Here is a 20,004-nt window from a genome sequence, read left to right as displayed (position 1 = left end):
TTACTCCACCAGTTCGCCAACCACCTCACACGCCATACCGGCGATGAGAGGGACAGCTTTTCGCATCATTTCTGCGGCTTGCGGGTTGGAGGCGTTGCCTGCTTCAGCACGTGCTACAACCCCTTGAAGAATAGCGGCTAATCGGAACATGGAGAACGCGAGATAGAACTCCCAGTTCTCAATCTCGCTGAGCCCGCGACGCATACAGTACTGACGGACGTACTCCTCTTCAAGCGGAATACCGAGCGCCACACGATCCAGCCCTGCCAAACCGCGCAAACCTTTGAAAGACGGCAAACGCCACTGCATGCACTGATAGGCAAGGTCCGCCAGCGGATGGCCAAGCGTGGAAAGCTCCCAGTCCAGCACAGCCACAATCCGTGGCTCTGTGGGATGGAAGATCAGGTTGTCGAGTCGGTAATCCCCGTGCACCAGCGAAGTCGAACCATCATCCTCCACCATGTTCGCTTCCAGCCACTCCATCAGCCGGTTCATGGCTGGAATCGTGACGGTTTCTGAGGCCTTGTACTGTTTGATCCAGCGTCCGGTCTGCCGCTCAAAGTAATTGCCGGGCTTGCCATAGTCCATCAAGCCAACGGCATTGGGAGAAACATCGTGCAGCGCGGCCAACACGCGGTTCATCTCCGCAAAGATCGCCATACGCTCTTCATTAGAGCACTCTGGCAGCGCAGGATCCCAGAAAATTCGCCCTTCAACATACTCCATCACAAAGAACATTGTGCCGATTGGAGAGTCGTCCTCAGACAGATGATAGGTCTTGGGCACAGGCACATCACTGCCCGCCAGAGCCGTCATCACCTGATACTCGCGATCCACCATATGGGCGGATTTCAGCAAGGTTCCCGGAGGTTTAGCTCGCATGACATAGGTCTTATCAGAGGTCACCAGCTTGTAGGTTGGGTTGGATTGGCCGCCCGGAAATTTCTCAATCTCCAGAAGCTCACCAAACTCCGGTATGTGCTGCTTCAGATAAGCCTGTAGCGCTGGTTTCTCTAATGTATGCAAGGCGTTCGTCATGGGCTCCCCTCCTCCATGAAACATCCGGTTGCCTGACGGTTCCCCCGTCCCGTGAACAGTCAGGCTCCTTATCGGCATTTAGGCTCAGGCGTTGGCCATTGCCTTTACCAGCTTGGCAACACCTTCCATGGCGCTGTTCACCGGCTCCGCATCCGTGCGGTCAGCAATCCGGCCCCAATTGGCAGAAATTGCCTCTGGTGTACGGTTGCCCTCAGCCAGATGAATGCCTTGTGTTTCAACCATTTCGGCTAGTGTGTAAGTGCCGGCAGCGGCCACAAGCACCTTACGGGTTGGCGCAGCCTCAGAGCACAGGAACACCACTGCAGGCGTGATGTTCTCTGGCGCAAGCATCTTCAGCGTGCCAGCATCCATAATAGTTTCTGTCATGCGTGTGCCGGCAGAAGGTGCGATGCAGTTGATGTGAATGTTGCTTTTTGCCCCTTCAAGGCCAAGCGTATTCATCATGCCCCAAAGGCCCGCTTTCGCAGCGCCGTAGTTCGCCTGCCCAAAGTTGCCATAGATGCCGGATGGAGATGTAGTCATGATGATGCGGCCATAGCCCTGCTCTTTCATCACGTTCCAGACGGCCTTGGTGCAGAGCGCTGCGCCATTGAGGTGCACGTCTACCACTTTGTTCCAGTTGGACATTTCCATCTTGGCAAAGGATTTATCGCGCAAAATGCCAGCGTTGTTGATGAGAATATCAACGCGCCCGAATGCTGCAACAGTGTCCGCCACCATAGCGTTGACAGCAGTCTCATCCGTCACATCCGCAGCATTGGCGATTGCTTTACCGCCTGCTGCTTTGATCTCCTCAACAACCGTTTCAGCAGCGGTTGCGGACGAACCGGAGCCATCAACAGAACCGCCCAGATCATTCACCACCACCGCAGCGCCGCGCGCAGCAAGGTCCAGCGCGTAAAGACGACCAAGCCCACCGCCTGCGCCCGTAACAATCGCTACCTGACCGGCAAAATTTATCGTGTCCTGCGTCATGCAGCTACCTCCTCAAAAAACGTCATTGTCAGCCATTGTGCGACCAACGCGGGGCTTTCGACACCCTCAATCTCAATTGAAAGACCAAACTCCTGAAGGATCTGACCATCTCCCTTGCGGGTCAGATTATCCAGAGTGAAACGTCCCCGAATGCGCTTACCACTGGCGACAGGATGTAAAAAGCGGATTTTATTGAAACCATAGTTGATGCCCATGGTCCGCCCCTTCACATCCGGCAGGGTTTCTATGGCGAATTTGCTGGCGAGTGAGAGTGTGAGAAACCCATGGGCGATGGTACCGCCAAACGGGGTTTCAGCCGCGGCGCGCTCAGGATCCATATGGATAAACTGCTCATCAAAGGTCAGTTTGCCAAAGGTGGAGATCATATACTGATCCACCTCCACCCAGTCAGACAAGCCGATCTGCTGGCCAACCCGGGCCTCAAGTTCTTCTATGGTCAGTTCCATAAGCCCCTCACTGTCCAAACAAATTGGTGCCTGTGGCGATATGAATGCCACCATCCAGCGGGATCACTTCTCCCGTGACATAAGACCCGCCTTTGCCACAAAGGAAGAGCGTCGCGCCCGCGATGTCATCAGGGTGCCCGATCCGGCCAAGTGGCACGCCTTTCCCGACATGCGCTGCTTTTTCGTCCGTTCCCGTTGCAAACGCTGTCATGTTGGATTGGAACGGTCCTGGCGCGAAACCGTTGAATGTAATGTGTTCTTTCGCCAGTTCTTTTGCGAGGATACGCGTCAGCTGGTGCACTGCGGCCTTTGAGGCTGAGTAAGAGTAAGCGCCATCCCCAATCGGCGTGGAGCCCATGACCGAGCCCAGATTGATAACCCGGGCCGGATCTTCCGGTCGTCCACTGGCTTTCAGCTCTGGCAATAGCGTCTGCGTCAAATGGAACAGGCCTGCCACGTTGACATCCATCACCTTCTTCCACGCAAAATACGGGAAGGTGCCCAGTGGCTCACCCCAGGTGATGCCAGCATTGTTGACCAGAATATCGAGCTTTGGACTGCGCTCACGCACAGTTTCAGCAAGAGCCAACACGCCCTCTTCAGAGCCAACATCTCCCTGAAACGCTTCAACAGATCCGGCAGCCGCCGGATTGTTGGCTTTCAGGTTCGCATTGATCTCCTGTGCTGTCTTCTCAACCACGTCCAGCTTGCGCGAGCAGATGAAGACGCGGGCGCCACCTTCTGCCAGTGCAGTGGCAACCATGCGGCCAATGCCGGTTCCACCACCTGTTACCAGCGCTGTTTTGCCAGCGACACCAAACAGTTCCTCAAGATATCCCATGAAGACACCCTACCTCCCATAGTGTTCTTCGATCTGCCACCGCCTCTCACGCGACTTGATTCAGGCGTTTCTTCATTCAGATACCGCCACCCACGTTTTGGGGAGGCCACCTTAAACCAATGGTCAAGCGTGCTCATCTTCGCGCGCAGTTGACAACATACTCAGTAGTATGTTTCCGTATATCAACAGTTGTAAAGCAAAATTTTTAGCTCGTTTCTTTTGTCTCTCCGGCCTGGGATTTTGATTTTGTGTGGGAGCTCATGATCACTTATCCCTCTGATAATAAGTGGAATTTCCCCACGGGTCTGTAAAGATAAAAGAGCTCAGATGTCTTGGGAGGGTCAATCATGAGCGACACTTTATTAGCCGAACGTCCAGTTATGGACCTTGGGGTAAGCCAGCGTGTAGCGCCACTCATGGAACAAGTGCGCAGCATGGTTCGCGATGAAATCATGCCTCTCGAGGACGAATTTCATGATGAGATTCCGGTGGGAGACCGCTGGCAACATACTCCGCGGCAAACAGAAATTCTGGAAAGTCTCAAGGCCAGCGCACGCGCCAAAGGCCTTTGGAATTTCTGGCTGACAGACTCCAAGCGCGGCTACGGCCTCAGCACCGTTGAATACGCCTATCTGGCTGAAGAGATGGGCAAATCTCCGCTCGCACCAGAAGTATTCAACTGCAACGCCCCTGACACCGGCAACATGGAGGTGTTTGAGCGCTATGGCTCCGAGGCGATGAAAGAAACCTGGCTGAAGCGCATGCTGGACGGCGAGATTCGCTCAGCCTACCTGATGACTGAGCCAGACCACGGCTCATCCGACGCCACCAACATCCGCATGTCCTGCGTGCGTGATGGAGACCACTATGTGCTGAACGGAGAGAAGTGGTGGTCTTCTGGCGCTGGCGATCCGCGCTGCGCGGTTTACATCACCATGGTTCACACGCCAACAGACGGCACCAAGCATCAGCAGCACTCGATGATCGTGGTGGACGCCAACACACCGGGCATCACCAAGTTACGCCCGATGCAGGTGTTTGGTCATGACCATGCCCCTCACGGACACTTGCACTTGCGGTTTGAGGATGTGCGCGTTCCTGTCGAGAATCTGCTTCTGGAAGAAGGGCGCGGTTTTGAAGTGGCACAAGGCCGCCTTGGACCGGGTCGCATCCACCATTGCATGCGAGCAATTGGACAAGCGGAACAAGCGCTTGAGCTGATGTGTAAGCGCTCCATCAACCGCGAAGCCTTTGGTAAGCAGCTCTACAAACTGGGCGCCAACTTCGACATCATCGCAGAATGCCGCATGGAGATTGAGCAGGCCCGCCTTCTCTGCCTGAAAGCTGCATGGATGATGGACAATGCCTCCGCCCGCGAAGCAGCATTCTGGATCAGCCAGATCAAGGTTGTTGCGCCGCGCATGGCCCTCAAGGTGACGGATGAAGCCATGCAGATGTTTGGTGGTCAGGGTATCTCTCAGGATACCCCGCTGGCAACCAACTGGATGAACCTGCGCACCTTGCGCTTTGCGGATGGTCCTGATGCCGTACACCGCAACTTCATTGGCCGCTCCGAGCTGCGCAAACACACTCAGGAAAAGATCTGATAGGGCGGGAGAGCCTTCGCTCTCCTTATCCTTTGCATCTGCACTCCAAAACAGGGAGAACGCAATGACATCACTTGATGATTTCCGCATGGAAACAAGGGCTTGGTTGGAAGAGAACTGCCCGCAAGACATGCGCAAGACAGTCACCACAGAGAGCGACATCTGCTGGGGTGGCCGCAACTGGACGTTCAAGTCCGAAGCACAACAGCAATGGCTGGAGCGCATGGCCGAGCGTGGCTGGACCGTGCCAAGCTGGCCGAAAGAGTACGGCGGCGGCGGCCTGAACGGTGACGAGGCCAAGATCCTCAAAGAGGAGATGACGCGCATCAACGCCATATCTCCGCTGGAAAGCTTCGGCATCTGGATGCTTGGTCCCGCTTTGCTGAAATACGGCTCTCACGAGCAAAAGCTGCAGCACCTGCCCAAAATCGCACGCGGTGAAATTCGCTGGTGTCAGGGCTACTCAGAGCCGGGTTCCGGCTCTGACCTGGCGTCTGTCCAAACCAAAGGCGTGGATATGGGCGACCACTTCCTCGTTTCCGGTCAGAAGATCTGGACCTCCTACGCAGATCAAGCAGACTGGATCTTTGCTCTGGTGCGCACCGAACCTGATGCGAAGAAACACAAGGGCATCTCATTCCTGCTGTTTGATATGACCAGCAAGGGCGTTTCCACCAAGCCAATCCGCCTGATTTCCGGCAGTTCTCCGTTCTGCGAAACCTTCTTCGATGAAGTGAAGGTGCCGATGGAGAATGTGGTTGATGAGCGCGGCAACGGCTGGACAATCGCCAAGTATCTGCTGACCCACGAACGCGAAATGGTCAGCAATCTGGATGCGATTTTTGGCGGTTCCGCTGGCCTTTATGAAACTGCGATCGACTCCATTGGGCTGGATGAGACAGGCCGATTGGATGACCCGCTCCTTCGTGCTGATATCGGGGAGTTCCTGATTGATGAAATGGCACTGACCGCGCACCTTGTAGCTGCGAAAGACTTCCACCGCGCAGGCAACCAGCTGGGCGCCCGTTCTGCAGAGCTGAAGTATCTCGGCACAGAACTGAACAAACGCCGCCAGAGCCTCGTTGTACAGGCTGGAGGGCTGGAAGCCTTGTCTGGGCCAGAAGAGAACAACGGCATCGGCAATCAGTCTGCCTCTTGGCTGCGTTCCAAGGGCAACAGCATTGAAGGCGGCACTTCGGAGATCATGCTCTCCATCATTTCAAAAGCAGTGCTGCGCCTGCCATCACTGGGTTAAGGAGAGAAAATATGGAACTTTTCAGCTCTGAAGAAACCCTTCTGAAGGACTCAGCCTCTGGTTTTATGGCAGAAAATGCCTCAGTGCAGGCGCTGCGTGATCTGCGCGACCATAAAGAGGCTCTTGGCTTTAATCAGGAGCTTCACAAAACACTGGCCGAGATGGGCTGGTTTGGCATGTTGCTGCCGGAAGACGCTGGCGGATATGACTTTGGCCACCGCGCTGCAGGCCTTGTTGCAGAGGAAATGGGGCGCAACCTGACAGCCTCTCCGTTCCTCTCCACCGCTGTTTTGAGTGCAATGGCACTGCGTCAGTCTGGTGGTGAGCATTTAAGCGAGTGGGGACCGAAGATCGCGACTGGCGACGCAGTCATCGCGCTGGCCATAGATGAGGGAGCAAAGCACAACCCCTCCCGCATCAAAGCCACAGCAGAATCGGACGGCAACGGCTTCATTCTCAACGCCAGAAAACGCGCGGTGTTTGATGGCTACAACGCCGACCGGCTGATTGTTGTTGCAAAAACCGGCGAAGACATTGGGCTTTTTCTGGTAGATCCAAGCACGGCTGAAGTTGAGGTAGAGCGCAACGCTATGCTGGACAGCCGCAATGCGGCGAACATTCAGATCAGCAATTTGCATCTGGATGGCAAGGATTTGCTGTGTCCGCTTGATAAGGGCGCGACCGTTCTGGACGCCACGCTCCGCTCAGGTCGTGCGATTGCAGCCTCAGAACAACTTGGAGTTGCAAAAGAAGTTGCAGAGCGCACAACGGCATACCTGAATGAAAGAAAACAATTTGGTGTTCCAATCGGCATGTTTCAGGTACTTCAACACAGAATGGCCGACCTTTATTGCCAGATTGAACAAACAGCTTCACTCATCTCCTCCGCGCTACGCGCAACAGATACAACCTCAGATAAGGCAGAGGCTCTTTCCCGAGCAGCCAAAGCCAAGGTTGCTAAGGTTTCTCGCGTGGCAACAGAAGAAGCGGTGCAGATGCATGGTGGAATCGGTATGACCGACGAAGTTGATGTCGGATTGTTCATGAAACACGACCGGGTGTTAACAGAGATGCTGGGTGACAGTGCTCACCATATAGACTTTCTGCTAAAAATACGAGGTCTTTAACTGTATAATCCGTAATTCTACTTGTGATTATTTCTAAAGTAACTTCATAATTGAAGCCATCTGGTCCACCCCTTTGGATCAGCGAGAGCCAGTCCGCAACAGCATTGCCCGGTGTTGCAGACTGGCTCTTTCTATTTTTGGCTAACCAAAACCATCTCAGATCTTCATACCCGGCATGTTGAGGGAGGATGTGTTTCCGCCATCAACGGCGAGGGCCTGGCCAGTGATGAAGCTGGCATCGCGGCTGGCAAGGAAAGCGATTGTTGCTGCAACTTCAGCAGGATCACCGTGTCGACGCAGTTCCGCTCTTGAGCCGAGCCTGTCTTCTTTGCCAACACTGCGGGCGTGATCAAACACAGGTTTTGTCATGCCGGTCTCAATGAGCCCCGGACAAACCGCATTCACACGCACACCATGCTCGCCAAAATCACAGGCGGATGTTTTTGTAAAATTGATGAGCGCAGCTTTGGATGCACTATAGGCATTGCCGCCAGCGCCCGCTCTGATTCCAGCAACGGATGCAGTATTCACAATAGAACCTTGACCTGAAGCCTTGAGCTGTTCGCGGGTGTACTTGGTGAATAGCATCGCACCGAGTACATTCACCTCATAAACCTTGAGCCAGTCGCTAAAGTCCTCATGGCTTCCGCCCCACGAGCCTTCGCAGATGACCCCGGCATTGTTGCAAAGAACGCTTATACCGCCAAAGGTGTTTTCAACCGCATCCACACAGCTCTCAACCGCTTCTTCATTCGCAACATCGACGACATAGACCCGTGCACGGCAACCTTCTGGCAACAGCCTTGCGGTTTCATCAAGGCCGTCCTCATTCAGGTCCACCAGAGCGATTGCAGCTCCTTCTTCCGCCAGTCGGATCGCGGTCGCGCGGCCAATGCCGCTGCCTGCGCCCGTAATCAGGGCTGCCTGACCTGCAAATCTGGGTTGCATCTTCATTCCCTCCCGGTTTCCAGAACGACCTTCCCTACCACACGTCGCTCCATGAGGTCTCGAAGCGCCTGAGGAGCTTCTTCCAGAGAATAGCTCTTACTAACAGTTGGGTTGATTTTGCCTTCCTGGAACCATTTAAACAGCTCTGAGAAGTTATTCAGGTCCTTATCCGGCTCCCTCATGCGGAACGCACCCCAGAACACGCCCATAACGGCACAGCCCTTCAGCAGAGGCAGGTTGGTGGGGATTGATGGGATATCGCCAGCAGCAAAGCCTACAACCAGTGCGCGACCATTCCAGGCTGTTGAGCGGAGTGCCTGTTCGAAGAGCTCTCCGCCAACCGGATCATACACAACATCAACGCCAGCCTTGCCCGTGATCTCCTTAAGACGCTCTCTCAGATCCTGCGTGGAATAGTTGATCAACTCATCTGCACCCGCTTTCCGCGCGGCGTCCAGCTTTTCAGCGGAACTGGCGGCGGCAATCACCTTGGCGCCCATGACCTTGCCCAGCTCAACAGCCGTGAGCCCGACACCACCGCCAGCGCCCAGCACCAGCAGTGTTTCGCCCGGTTGCAACTGCGCACGTTGCTTCAACGCATGCATGGACGTGCCGTAGGTCATCGTAAAGCCGGCGGCAACATGAGCAGCCATCGCTTCTGGCCGCTTCATCACAGCTGAAGCGTCAACGACAACTTCTTCGGCATAGCCACCTTGTTGCAGCAGAAGGGCCATCACGGGATCACCCGGTGCAAACTGGGTTACGCTTCCCCCTACGGCCTCGATTCTCCCCGCAACTTCACCGCCTGGAACAAACGGCATTGGTGGCTTGATCTGATACTTGCCCGCAATCACCAGCGTATCTGGAAAGTTGACGCCTGCAGCTTCCACCGCAATCCGCACTTGTCCTTTCCTCGGTTCCTTGCGTTCAACATCCTCCACACGCAGAGCTTCTGGTGGTCCGTATTCTGAGCAGACAACAGCACGCATGATTTCCCTCCCAAATCAAAACATACCCATGAGTATGTTACGGAAACACAGTGAGCGCAACCACAACGCTAGGCGCAAGCCCCCTCCCCTCTCAGCAAACCTGAATAATTTGAGCAAGCCGCTTCGCAATCAGGAAACCACGGTTCATGGAAGCTCAGCTTGTTCTCATCATCCGTTTACATGCTGCGGTGAAGATAATTCCATGATGTGTGCGCAATCCATGGAAAGACCGGATGGCAGAACAGGAAAAGCCTAATTTAGCTGATGAGTTCAAACGCCTTGAAAGCTCACCGGAAGGGCTGTCTGGTTCTACCGCATCCAACCGGCTAAAGCAGTATGGCCCAAATGCGCTGGAGGAAAAGAAGACCAGCAAACTGGTAGAGTTGCTTTTGACATTCTGGGGCCCAATTCCGTGGCTCATCGAAATCGCAGCCATCCTGTCTGCCATCATTGCGCATTGGGCCGACTTTGCGATCATCCTGTTTATGCTGGTCCTCAACTCTGGCATCGAGTTTGTTCAAAGCAGCAAAGCAGCAGACGCGCTTGCAGCACTGAAATCATCCATGGCTCTCAAAGCACGCGTGAAACGAGATGGGAAGTGGACTGACATTCCAGCCGAGGAAATCGTGCCCGGCGACATCATCAATCTGGAAAACGGAGATATCATCCCGGCAGACTGCATTTTGGAACGCGGGCCATACCTTGCCGTCGACCAGGCTGCACTAACGGGAGAGTCGCTCCCGGTCGACAAGCAAATCGGCGATGTGGCGTATTCTGGGTCCATCATCAAACAAGGCACCATGCAGGCGCTTGTGACAGCGACGGGCGGGAATACATTCTTTGGCAACACAGCCAAGCTGGTTCAGTCCGCCGGCAACATTTCTCATTTCCAGAAAAGCGTTCTGGGTATTGGCAAGTTTCTCATTCTCGGCACGGCCTTGCTTGCGGCGCTCATCATCGTCAAACAGCTTTATCTGCAGCAAAGCATTCTGGGCATAATTGAACTGGTGCTTGTATTGGTGATCGCCTCAATCCCAGTTGCGATGCCCGCTGTTCTTTCAGTCACCATGGCTTTGGGTGCACTCACACTTTCCAGAAAGAAAGCCATCGTTTCACACCTTCAGGCGATTGAAGAGCTGGCAGGGGTGAATGTGCTGTGCTCTGACAAAACCGGGACGCTTACCAAAAACGAACTCACACTTGGCGAGCCCGTGTTGTTTGATGCGAAGAGCGAAAAAGAACTGGTCGTCATGGCAGCTCTTGCCTCGAGTAGCATTGAGAAGGACGTCATCGACCAACTGATTGTCAGCAAAGCCGAACGGGGTGTGCTGGAACTTTACAAGCAAAACACATTCACACCGTTTGATCCTGTGAGCAAGAGAACGGAAGCAGGCATCTCCGGCCCAAGCGGGGCGTTCAAGGTCATCAAAGGTGCGCCGCAAGTCGTCATCGATCTCAGCACAAATACACCAGAGGAGAAAGCCGTCGCCAGCAAGGCCGTGCACGAGTTTGCAGTCAAAGGCCTACGCGCGCTTGGCATTGCCAAGACCAACGAGAACCACGAGTTACGCCTGCTCGGAATCCTCTCTCTTTTTGATCCGCCCCGCGACGATTCCAAATCAGTGATTGAAGAAACCCAGAATGCTGGTATCGCGGTAAAGATGGTGACAGGCGATGATGTCGCCATAGGCAGAGAGATTGCCGGACAGCTGGGTCTCGGCACCTCACTTGAAAGCGCCAGTCAGGTGTTCTCTGAGGCAAAGGACATGGACAACCTGCCAGCCAACATCCGCGAGGAGATCGTCAACGCAGATGGCTTCGCCCGTGTCTTTCCCGAGCACAAATACGGCATCGTCAAAGCACTTCAACAATCCGGAGGTTACGTCGCCATGACGGGTGACGGCGTGAATGATGCTCCAGCATTGAAACAAGCTGATGTGGGCATTGCCGTTTCAGGTGCAACAGATGCAGCCCGATCTGCCGCTGATCTGATCCTCACACTGCCTGGCCTATCCGTCATCACCGATGCCGTTATCGAGGCACGGAAAATCTTCGCACGGATGATCAGCTACGTTGACTATCGCATGGCCATGACAATCAACCTTATGGTGTTTGTCTCTGCCAGCGTGCTGTTGTTGGAAGAGGTGCCTCTGACAGCCATCATGATTGTGATGCTGGCATTGCTGGATGACATCCCGATCATCACCATCGCCTACGACAACACCGAGGCTGCACCAGCGCCAATGGAATGGCAACTCGGAAACATGCTGCGCACGGCAACCGTGCTCGGGCTCATTTCAGTTGTCGAGAACTTTGCCCTCATGATGGCAGCGCGGCATTGGCTGGATGTACCCGCTGCGGAGTTGCAGAGCGTCATGTTCTTGCAGTTGGTTGTGGCCGGACATCTACTCCTGTTTGTCTGCAGACACGATCACTGGTTCTGGCAGGCACCACGCCCTTCGGCGAAATTGCTCATGGCAATAATCACCACTCAATTACTCGCAGTTGTCATCTGTCGATCCGGCTTCCTCGTTCCCGCTATCAGTTGGGATCTGATCGGCATCGTCTGGACGCAAGCCATCCTCTGGATGTTTGTGCTCAATGTTGCCCGAAAGCTCTGCCGCTAAAAGAAATGCAGTACGCTCTTTTACTCCTTACGCAGACAGACTAGATATAGAGCATTGTCTGCAATTGGAGTTGGCGCGTTGCCGAGCTTACCCCTTCCCTTTTTTACTGCCTTGTTCTTATGCTTCATCCTGCTGCGCCTTATGGTGGGGTATGGACGCAAAATTCCGTCACTGCTTATTGCAACCATCAGCCTTTACGCAATCCAGTCGGTTCTTCTTGGTATCAAATGGGGCATGGGAGACCTCCCACCCTGGTCACTCATAGGGCTGGCATTGTTGTTGCCGCCTGCGACCTGGCTCTCATTTCTTCAACTCACGGAGCGTCTTTCGAAGAAAGCTGTCGGTTGGACAATTGTTGCAACGGTTGCATCTCTTAGCTCTCTCACTCTGGCACCCGCTTTCAACGCGCTGGTGCTGATCGACCTTACAAGTGTCGTTGTCTATCTCGGTTATGGACTGTTGTTCTTCCGGTCTGCAACGACCAGGCAGTGGGAATGGGCCAGCCATCTGCCCATTGATCAGATGCTCCCGGCGCGCCAGACACAGCTGATCGCAGGCGCTATTTTCTCAACATCCGCACTTGTTGATTTAGCCGTTGCAGCAGACTTTGCCGTGAACAAGGGGACCAATGCAGCAACCATCGTTGGCACGGCAAACCTCTTCATGCTGCTTGCGCTGGTCACAATCGCTGTTCTGTTTACTCGCAAACCAGCAGCTACACCGCAGTTGCCACAACCCGAAGCAAAGACCGTTTCGGCCTCCGAGGAACAGATTGAGCTAGTTGAGGCTCTCGATCAACTCATGCAAAATGAACATCTGTATCGGGACGAGAACCTGTCTCTCGACAGGTTGGCACGTAAACTCCGAGTGCCAGCGCGTCAGATTTCGACAGCTGTCAACACAGTGCGTGAGGTCAACCTACCGCAATACACCAACGGCTTTCGTGTGACTGAGGCCTGTCATCTGCTAGAGACAACAGACACCCCAATCACCACGATCATTTACGAGGTTGGCTTTACGACAAAGTCAAACTTCAACCGCGAGTTCCAACGCATCACCGGCAAGAGCCCGAGTGCCTGGCGAAAAGAAAGCCGTACTGTGCAGAGTGTGGAGTCGGCCTAAAAGATCTCTAGCAGGATGCTTGTGGCGTGCTTCCACCCCTTCGCCAAGTTGATGCTGGACACGAGCTTCTCAACATTGATGCGGATGTTTTCCTTTGGAACATCTGCATCAAATTTCAAATAGACCGCGGCCATCTCTCCAACCAAATCGAAGCGCGAAACACTCCCGTCGAAATAGATGACAGACTTCTCTGAGGTGATAGCGAAGTCCTTAAACTGCCCCACAAAGTCACCCGCTAATCTGTCCATCTTTACGCTGATGTTCATCGAATTCGGCAACCTGAGCGTCGCCGCCGGGTCGCACCAACCAAGTCTCCAGGACCCGCGTCTTTCAAATTTAATGGTCATAAGACCGTCTTCATTCTTGGATGTTGTAGCGGTTAGAGAGCAACCTCTTGCATCGCTTGTATCAAGCTTAATGTCGCTTGAACTGCTATTGCCTCCGACGATGCGCAGACCCAGATTGCTTCCTGAGATCTCGATTGAATGCACACCTTCAGGGCTGAGAGTCTCAGAGGTTTCCATGCCTGTTGAGAATGTAACGTAAGCCGCAATCGCTATTACGCCAATCGCGATAAGGGCTTTGGTGCTGTGCTTTGTTGCCATTTGATAACTCCATGATTTGCCTGTTGGAACCATGGGAGTTTGGCGGATTGCCTGCGACCTAGAACGCGATATAGGACCAGAATAGCCTTCCTGAAACGCGATGGAGGACTTAGTTACCCTCTATGAGAAGTGCTTTTGCCGCCGCCCGCACGTCTGGCGGAAACGGGCACGCATGGCGGGCTTCCCTATCCAGATGCGCGCATATCAGTTCAGTGGTCGCGATCAATTTCTGCGTTTCAGTATTATGCATTTCATGGAGGATATAGAGCGTCTTATCATGAATGTCCGTCACCCCTGATCGACACAGAAGCAGGTCTCCCGCCAGCGCTTCGGCATGGTATTTCGTGGTTTGCTGAACGGCAGCCATACCCCTGTTGTACTCTCGAAAATAGGTCGCGCTTAGCCCGGCTTGTGAGAACAGATGCCAGTTGGCCTCATCGAATTTCTCGGTGTACCACTGAACATTCATGTGTCCCATATGGTCCAACTGATAGGGGTAAACTACACCGCGATAGGTCTCTATCAACGCTCTATCCTCACCGCCCGATGGGCCTAATTTACTCTCTGACCCATTCCCAGGCCTTGTCGAGATTTGCCATATCGAAGTGCTTTTCACCTATTCCAAGCATGGCTGCAAACGGACTATCAATCGCGACGAGCCACTCCCAAATCTTCCGATCAGAGACGATTGCGATGCGATGAAAACTCTTGATATGTGTCATCGCCCACTTCAAATCTTCGTAGCCAGCCTCGATGCCCCACTTCGCTTGATCATTCAAAATCACCAGCACACTGACATTTGCATGTTTGTCGAGGACGTTCTCAACCTGCGAAATCAGCTCCATTTCTTCGTTAAGATCGACCTTTCCATCCACCTCGAAACCGAGGATGTTCTCCGAACTTTCTGGGAGTTTTTTGATCATTCTGGCACCTCTTTTTCCTGTCAGTATGCTACCTGAACCACGCCTTCCATCCTGTTTCATTCCACGGATAGTTTCGACGTAAATTCGAAATCTCTTGCCAATTCGAAAAGTTGACAGCTGTCCACTTTTATAAAAGTGTAACCGTTATCCGCAGGTGAAGCGGTTGAGACAGTTGATTACAAATGTAATTTGAAAGCTGTGCCGGTACTCCCCATTCTAGTGATGTCTAATAAATATCCCAAGGAGATCACTATGTTTCATCAAGCAGGAATGCACGGATTTCACTTTTTCCCATTCCCAATCACGCTTATTCTCTTGCTCGTCATCGGCTTTTTAATCGCTCGGTCCTACGGCTATTTCGGAGGTTCCAACACTGCTCGCAAGGTTGAACCTGAAGAGCTAAAGTCCCAAACCTCAGAAGCTCTGGACATACTGAGCAGACGTTTTGCGACTGGTGAAATCGATGAGGAAGAGTTCCAGAAACGTTCTCAGGTTCTGCGTTTGAACCTGTAACATCCTCCAACATCGGCACTCAATTCGGGCAACCTGAGTGCCGATATCCCTTCCAGAGCAATGTTGTCAGTTGGCAACTCACACGTATTCAGCTCTGATGACCCGTCCGTTTGGTAGGTCAAAAACCTGCACATCTCGCGCAAAGCCGATAAAACCGAGTATCAATCCGATGCTTTGAGGCCCAGTTTTCCTCTCATTCTATCCAAGCCAACATTCGCAGCACACAACTCACTCAACAGTCTATCGCAGATTTGCGGCGGGTTTCTTTTCAGAGGCCCTCAGCTGTTACTGCTGTTTGCAACCACGTTTGCATCAAAAACAACGCAACTCTTGTTAAAGTGTAATAGAGGAAGCCTTTCGCTAAACACATGCAGAAAGGACAGTTTGCGGGCCATTGTCGGAGCTTCTTAAATTATCTAATGCCTCCAATATGTTGGGCCATAACTTAACCGACACCACGAAGCAGCTAGATCTCTAACCCAACCAAGTTCCACGACATTTTGTTACATCTGATTTCTTGCGGAAAAGACAGAGCTGATCCAGTGTTTAGACAAGGTTGAACGCGAACTCCGCAGTCGCAATCGGCCGCACACTGCTGACTTCCCACGTACCCCAACACCGCGAAATCAGCAGTGTGCACCTTACAACTCAGTGCAAACTCATCCGGGCGACCATGTCTTACCTTCGAGCAATTTGGAACTCACCATTTACCTTCTGGTCTATCCTTGCACTCCCGGGGCTTGCTATCATCGGAGAGCTTCTCCGTGAAAGCGACAAGTTGGAGCACCTTCTCCTTCCAACTGGAGAGTTTGCCGCTCGTTTTCTCATCATAAGCCTCATGATCACGCCGCTGATGTTCCTGACAAACGGTCAACGATGGGTGCGTTGGCTGATGGCACGGCGGCGGTATATTGGCGTAGCTGCAGCTTGCTATTCAGCTCTGCATGTCGCTATCTACCTGCTGGATAAGGGATCTCTTGGCCCTATCCTGCAAGATCTCGTCAAAATCGGGATCTGGACTGGATGGCTGGCTTCTCTCATTTTCATTCCGCTCACAGTCACCAGCAATGATTGGTTCATCGCCCAGCTCGGATCCAGATGGAAGAACCTTCAGAAACTTGCTTACGCAGCAGCAGTCCTCGTGTTCGCCCATTGGGTCCTGGTAGACTACAAATTTGGGCCAGCACTGGTGCATTTCACACCGCTTCTACTCTTAGAGCTCTACAGATATGTGCACGTCACCAATAAACGAAAAGAGCGTAAGCTCTCCGCCCACGCTTAAATCACAAGCAAGCCTCCAACTAAGCCCGCCTCTTCCCAAAGGCGGGCTTTTCTTTGCTCTCCTTTTGTAGTGAGGACAGTTCCTTCAATCACAGTTAAGCTGTTGAAATGGAGGAGAGACCATATAATGACTACAACCGATTTTCAGAAAATAGAGAGCGCAAGCCTTACGCATCCGACTGCCTTGAAGCTTAGCCTGCCGGATCCATTACCTGATGATATTCAGGAGCTTTTTGGGAAATGTCAGAGCAAACTCGGGTTGATCCCGAACGTGCTGATTGCCTTCGCACATCGACCAGAAAAGCTCAGGGCGTTTTCTCAGATGTATAATGAGCTCATGCTTGGAGACTCTGGCATTTCCAAACTGGAACGAGAGATGATTGCTGTCACCGTTTCGTCGATCAATTCCTGCTGGTATTGTCAGGTCGCCCATGGCGCTGCTGTTCGGGAGTATTCCAACAAGCCGGAACTGGGTGAAGCTATGGTGATGAACTATCGCTATGCTGATCTGACTGACAAGCAGCGTGTGATGCTCGACTTTTCTACAAAGATTGCGAAGACGTCCTCTGAGATTGTTGAGGGTGACCGGCAAGGCCTTCGGGATATTGGGTTTTCGGAAGAAGACATCTGGGACATTTGCGAAGTCGCGGCCTTTTTCTCCATGTCCAACCGCATGGCCTCTGCAACAGGCATGCAGCCCAACCCAGAGTATCACTCCGCAGCACGATAGAAGTGAGCAGGGGAGGGGAGTTTCAGCTGTCAACTCGGCTTCAAAAAAGTTGACAGCTGTCAACACAGAAAGGCCTTGCCAGTGGGGGAGGAGAGGAGTATATCGTGTATCGACGATATACGGAATCAACGATGACAGAAAACACCTGCGTTACGGAATTCGCACCTGCCTCTTTGAATGAGGTAGAAGAAGAAAAGCTCGCAGTCCAGGCCAAAGCCCTGGCGCATCCTGCGCGTGTTCGCTTGCTGAAGATTATGGCGGCTCAACCCGGCTGCGTCGGTGGAGATCTCGTGAACTCTATCGGTCTGGCGCAATCCACTGTGTCCGAGCATCTTCGGATCTTAAAGGATGCAGGGTTCATACTGGCGGAAGTTCAGCGCCCGCGCATTTGTTATTCAGTCAATCGGTCTGAGTTGAAGAACTTCAACTTCCTCTTTGAGAGCAGCTTCAAGCTCTAAAATTTGTCGAAATTCATCGTCTATCGACGATAGGCAGGAGAAATCATGGGTACTTTTGAACGCTACCTCTCAGTCTGGGTAGGTCTTGCAATGGCTCTGGGGGTAGGGGCCGGCCTCCTTCAACCTGGCCTTTTTCAGATAATCGGTGACTTGCAGGTCGGCGGGATCAATCTGGTCATCGCGGTTCTGATCTGGCTTATGATCTATCCAATGATGGTGCAGGTCGAGTTCACCGAGGTTCGCAATTGCTTTGTGAAACCTAAGGGACTCATCGTAACACTAGCTATGAACTGGCTGGTGAAACCCTTCACCATGGCAGCTCTGGCCGTGCTGTTCATGCGCCATATCTTTGCGCCGTTCATTCCAGCAGATCTGGCGGATCAATACATCGCAGGCATGATCTTGCTTGGCGTTGCTCCATGTACTGCAATGGTGTTTGTCTGGTCTTATCTAACAAAGGGCAATGCAAGTTATACGGTGGCACAGGTTGCAACCAATGACTTGATTATGATCTTCGCTTTCGCGCCAATCGCGGCGTTTTTGCTGGATGTCTCAAACATCATTGTCCCATGGGATGTACTGCTGGTTTCAACCGCACTATTTGTTGCGTTGCCATTGGGGGCAGGGTGGTTGACCCGGCTCGGCCTCAAAGACAAAGAGCACCTTTCTTCATTCAGTGCAGGGATGAAACCATTCTCGATTGCAGGTCTGGTGGGCACGGTGTTCTTGCTGTTTGGTCTTCAGGCGGACAACATCATTTCATCACCAGCAGACATCGTTCTCATCGCGATTCCGCTTCTCATCCAAACTGTCCTGATTTTCTTCGTCACCTACTTCTGGATGCGGAAGTGGCGTCAGCCTCACAATGTTGCAGCACCCGGCGCAATGATTGGTGCGTCCAACTTCTTTGAGCTGGCCGTCGCTGTGGCAATCAGCTTGTTCGGCGTCACCTCCGGAGCTGCCTTGGCAACCATCGTTGGTGTACTGGTTGAGGTGCCGGTGATGTTGGCACTGGTCTCTTATGCCAACCGGACACGCGGTCAGTTCTCTAAAGACGATCAGGTCCCGGCTTCAACAGCCCACTCCAAAACTTAAACGTGAGGGCAGGGGAGTGATCTCCGGCCCTTTGTCTCTCTTGGTTTTTCGTTCTTCTCTGAGTATGCTCATGGTCTATTGCACCAGTTATTTTATGAGCAACTTATGACCCCCAACAATATTCCCGTTCTCAGCAACGGCGTTTCCGTTTTTCTTCTCGACCTGAATGCAGAGGAGCCGCAGGTCTTGCTTATGCGCCGCGCTGATACTTTGCTCGGCGCTTGGTGTCAGGTCGCAGGCAAGGTTGAACCAAATGAGACCGGCTGGGAAGCAGCATTACGAGAGGTGAAAGAGGAAACCGGTTTGGTCCTCACCGAACTCTGGTCTGCTGATCTGTGCGAGGAGTTTTATGTTGCGGAAAAAAACATCATCCAAAAACTGCCAGTATTCGTGAGCTTTGTTTCCAGCGAAACGCCAATCGCCATCAATGAGGAACACGATGCCTATCAATGGTTTTCATTTGATGATGCCATGGAGCTCTTCAGCTTTCCCGGCCAGCGCCGTGTTCTTGAATATCTCCATGCCGAGTTCGTAACACGCAAAGCAAGCCCACATCTTCGGATCGAGTTACCGACACCGCAGGACGAAGAGACCAGCGAAGTTTTGAGCTCCTGACACTCCACATTCTCTATTCATGGAAGTGCCGGAACTCTGGTGGTATTGAATGTTGAACGAACTCATTCTTCTGAGACACGGTGAAAGTGAGCACATGCTGAAAGGTGTTGTGGGCGGTTGGACAAATTCAACACTTACACCTCGCGGCATCACTCAAGCGAAGCAAACTGCCGATTACTTGGCAAAATCTGTTCCAACTCCTGCCTTTCAAATTTTTACCAGCGATCTGACACGCGCAGTGCAAACTGCGGAATGGATAACTCAGAAAACCGGAAATGCGTTCACCAAAGCCGGGCAGTTGCGTGAATTGAACAACGGCGTGGCAAAAGACCTCTCAAAAGCAGAAGCCCAGAAAATCTGGAGCTCACCAACCGAACCAGTTCTTGATTGGATTCCTTACGATCAGGGTGAAAGTTGGCGGATGTTGTATTCTCGAATTGCGACCTACATGGAATTCTTAGCGAATGCCAACATGGAGAGGCTCATAATCATTAGCCACGCAAACTCCATCATTTGCATCATCAACTGGTGGCTTGGCCTTTCAAGCGATATTCACCTACAGAACATTACGCACGACATCAGACCCTGCAGTCTCACGCATTTGACACGAGAGAAGGATGGTTCTTCCAGAGTGGCAAAATTAAACGATGTAAGCCATCTGATGTGATGACCAAAGATCTAGGTTCAACCTAGCGATGTTAAGGAGGAGGCGGGTAATTGACCACCAGGATAAGAGATAAATCTGCTTCTCTTGGCTTAATCTGAAT

At 52.7% G+C, this 20,004-nt stretch carries 21 protein-coding genes; 12 read left to right on the top strand and 9 right to left on the bottom strand.

All coding sequences use genetic code 11. From position 1 onward, the window contains the following. The 4 genes from PsAD46_RS10070 to PsAD46_RS10055 form a co-directional block, all read right to left on the bottom strand. Entirely contained in the window at window positions 1-1,038 is a 1,038-nt protein-coding gene (locus PsAD46_RS10070; protein ID WP_063287847.1) for a phosphotransferase, read from the bottom strand. Window positions 1,039-1,122: 84 nt separating this feature from the next. Further along, window positions 1,123-2,034 carry an SDR family NAD(P)-dependent oxidoreductase gene (locus PsAD46_RS10065; protein ID WP_063287846.1) on the bottom strand — a complete coding sequence of 304 codons (912 nt, stop codon included), beginning with the start codon at window positions 2,032-2,034 and terminating at the stop codon, window positions 1,123-1,125. Further along, window positions 2,031-2,501: a MaoC family dehydratase gene (locus PsAD46_RS10060; RefSeq protein ID WP_057462147.1), complete on the bottom strand. Its 471-nt coding sequence runs from the start codon at window positions 2,499-2,501 to the stop codon at window positions 2,031-2,033. The genes PsAD46_RS10065 and PsAD46_RS10060 overlap by 4 nt, the downstream gene beginning before the upstream one ends. Before the next feature lie 7 nt (window positions 2,502-2,508). Continuing rightward, window positions 2,509-3,342 (bottom strand): SDR family oxidoreductase, encoded by an 834-nt coding sequence (locus PsAD46_RS10055; RefSeq protein ID WP_063293001.1) that lies wholly within the window; start codon window positions 3,340-3,342, stop codon window positions 2,509-2,511. A gap of 347 nt (window positions 3,343-3,689) precedes the next feature. On the opposite strand from PsAD46_RS10055, the gene PsAD46_RS10050 reads away from it, so the two are divergent. From PsAD46_RS10050 to PsAD46_RS10040, 3 genes are all read left to right on the top strand, one after another. After that, a complete protein-coding gene (locus PsAD46_RS10050) occupies window positions 3,690-4,949 on the top strand; it encodes an acyl-CoA dehydrogenase family protein (RefSeq protein WP_244273195.1) in 1,260 nt (419 codons plus the stop codon). 64 nt (window positions 4,950-5,013) lie between these two features. Beyond that, on the top strand, window positions 5,014-6,204 hold the full coding sequence (locus PsAD46_RS10045; protein ID WP_063306749.1) for an acyl-CoA dehydrogenase family protein: 1,191 nt from the start codon (window positions 5,014-5,016) through the stop codon (window positions 6,202-6,204). 11 nt (window positions 6,205-6,215) lie between these two features. Beyond that, window positions 6,216-7,331 carry an acyl-CoA dehydrogenase family protein gene (locus PsAD46_RS10040; RefSeq protein ID WP_063306748.1) on the top strand — a complete coding sequence of 372 codons (1,116 nt, stop codon included), beginning with the start codon at window positions 6,216-6,218 and terminating at the stop codon, window positions 7,329-7,331. Between the two features lie 156 nt (window positions 7,332-7,487). Here PsAD46_RS10040 and PsAD46_RS10035 read toward each other — a convergent pair whose 3' ends face one another. Then, window positions 7,488-8,279, bottom strand: a complete 792-nt coding sequence (locus PsAD46_RS10035) for an SDR family oxidoreductase (RefSeq protein WP_063306747.1) — start codon at window positions 8,277-8,279, stop codon at window positions 7,488-7,490. A 2-nt stretch (window positions 8,280-8,281) separates the two neighbouring features. Beyond that, entirely contained in the window at window positions 8,282-9,268 is a 987-nt protein-coding gene (locus PsAD46_RS10030; RefSeq protein WP_063306746.1) for an NADPH:quinone oxidoreductase family protein, read from the bottom strand. A 233-nt stretch (window positions 9,269-9,501) separates the two neighbouring features. Here PsAD46_RS10030 and PsAD46_RS10025 point away from each other — a divergent pair, with 233 nt between their 5' ends. Beyond that, window positions 9,502-11,895: a plasma-membrane proton-efflux P-type ATPase gene (locus PsAD46_RS10025; protein WP_063306745.1), complete on the top strand. Its 2,394-nt coding sequence runs from the start codon at window positions 9,502-9,504 to the stop codon at window positions 11,893-11,895. A 78-nt stretch (window positions 11,896-11,973) separates the two neighbouring features. Next, on the top strand, window positions 11,974-13,017 hold the full coding sequence (locus PsAD46_RS10020) for an AraC family transcriptional regulator (protein WP_063306833.1): 1,044 nt from the start codon (window positions 11,974-11,976) through the stop codon (window positions 13,015-13,017). Here the strand turns inward: PsAD46_RS10020 and PsAD46_RS10015 are convergent. From PsAD46_RS10015 to PsAD46_RS10005, 3 genes are all read right to left on the bottom strand, one after another. Then, window positions 13,014-13,622, bottom strand: a complete 609-nt coding sequence (locus tag PsAD46_RS10015; RefSeq protein WP_063306744.1) for a hypothetical protein — start codon at window positions 13,620-13,622, stop codon at window positions 13,014-13,016. The genes PsAD46_RS10020 and PsAD46_RS10015 overlap by 4 nt on opposite strands. A gap of 109 nt (window positions 13,623-13,731) precedes the next feature. Further along, on the bottom strand, window positions 13,732-14,109 hold the full coding sequence (locus PsAD46_RS10010) for a thioesterase family protein (RefSeq protein WP_343229273.1): 378 nt from the start codon (window positions 14,107-14,109) through the stop codon (window positions 13,732-13,734). A 70-nt stretch (window positions 14,110-14,179) separates the two neighbouring features. Continuing rightward, a complete protein-coding gene (locus PsAD46_RS10005) occupies window positions 14,180-14,545 on the bottom strand; it encodes an STAS/SEC14 domain-containing protein (RefSeq protein WP_057462154.1) in 366 nt (121 codons plus the stop codon). A gap of 252 nt (window positions 14,546-14,797) precedes the next feature. Here PsAD46_RS10005 and PsAD46_RS10000 point away from each other — a divergent pair, with 252 nt between their 5' ends. The 7 genes from PsAD46_RS10000 to PsAD46_RS09970 all read left to right on the top strand — a co-directional run bounded on the left by PsAD46_RS10000 (window position 14,798) and on the right by PsAD46_RS09970 (window position 19,904). Continuing rightward, the gene (locus PsAD46_RS10000; protein WP_063306742.1) at window positions 14,798-15,058 is read left to right on the top strand and encodes an SHOCT domain-containing protein; all 261 of its coding nucleotides are present in this window, start codon (window positions 14,798-14,800) and stop codon (window positions 15,056-15,058) included. A gap of 673 nt (window positions 15,059-15,731) precedes the next feature. Continuing rightward, window positions 15,732-16,340: a ferric reductase-like transmembrane domain-containing protein gene (locus PsAD46_RS09995; RefSeq protein WP_063306741.1), complete on the top strand. Its 609-nt coding sequence runs from the start codon at window positions 15,732-15,734 to the stop codon at window positions 16,338-16,340. A gap of 126 nt (window positions 16,341-16,466) precedes the next feature. Beyond that, complete coding sequence (locus PsAD46_RS09990) at window positions 16,467-17,069, top strand: peroxidase-related enzyme (RefSeq protein ID WP_063293011.1); 603 nt, start codon at window positions 16,467-16,469, stop codon at window positions 17,067-17,069. A gap of 131 nt (window positions 17,070-17,200) precedes the next feature. After that, on the top strand, window positions 17,201-17,527 hold the full coding sequence (locus PsAD46_RS09985) for a metalloregulator ArsR/SmtB family transcription factor (protein WP_063306740.1): 327 nt from the start codon (window positions 17,201-17,203) through the stop codon (window positions 17,525-17,527). A gap of 45 nt (window positions 17,528-17,572) precedes the next feature. Then, complete coding sequence (gene arsB, locus PsAD46_RS09980; protein ID WP_063306739.1) at window positions 17,573-18,622, top strand: ACR3 family arsenite efflux transporter; 1,050 nt, start codon at window positions 17,573-17,575, stop codon at window positions 18,620-18,622. Between the two features lie 105 nt (window positions 18,623-18,727). After that, on the top strand, window positions 18,728-19,237 hold the full coding sequence (locus PsAD46_RS09975) for an NUDIX domain-containing protein (RefSeq protein WP_063306738.1): 510 nt from the start codon (window positions 18,728-18,730) through the stop codon (window positions 19,235-19,237). 49 nt (window positions 19,238-19,286) lie between these two features. Beyond that, window positions 19,287-19,904: a histidine phosphatase family protein gene (locus PsAD46_RS09970; protein WP_063306737.1), complete on the top strand. Its 618-nt coding sequence runs from the start codon at window positions 19,287-19,289 to the stop codon at window positions 19,902-19,904. Window positions 19,905-20,004 lie beyond the last annotated feature (100 nt).

The organism is Pseudovibrio sp. Ad46 (assembly GCF_001623065.1).
In the GTDB taxonomy this organism is placed as follows: Bacteria; Pseudomonadota; Alphaproteobacteria; order Rhizobiales; family Stappiaceae; genus Pseudovibrio.
This window is presented reverse-complemented; position numbering and strand designations above follow the sequence as displayed.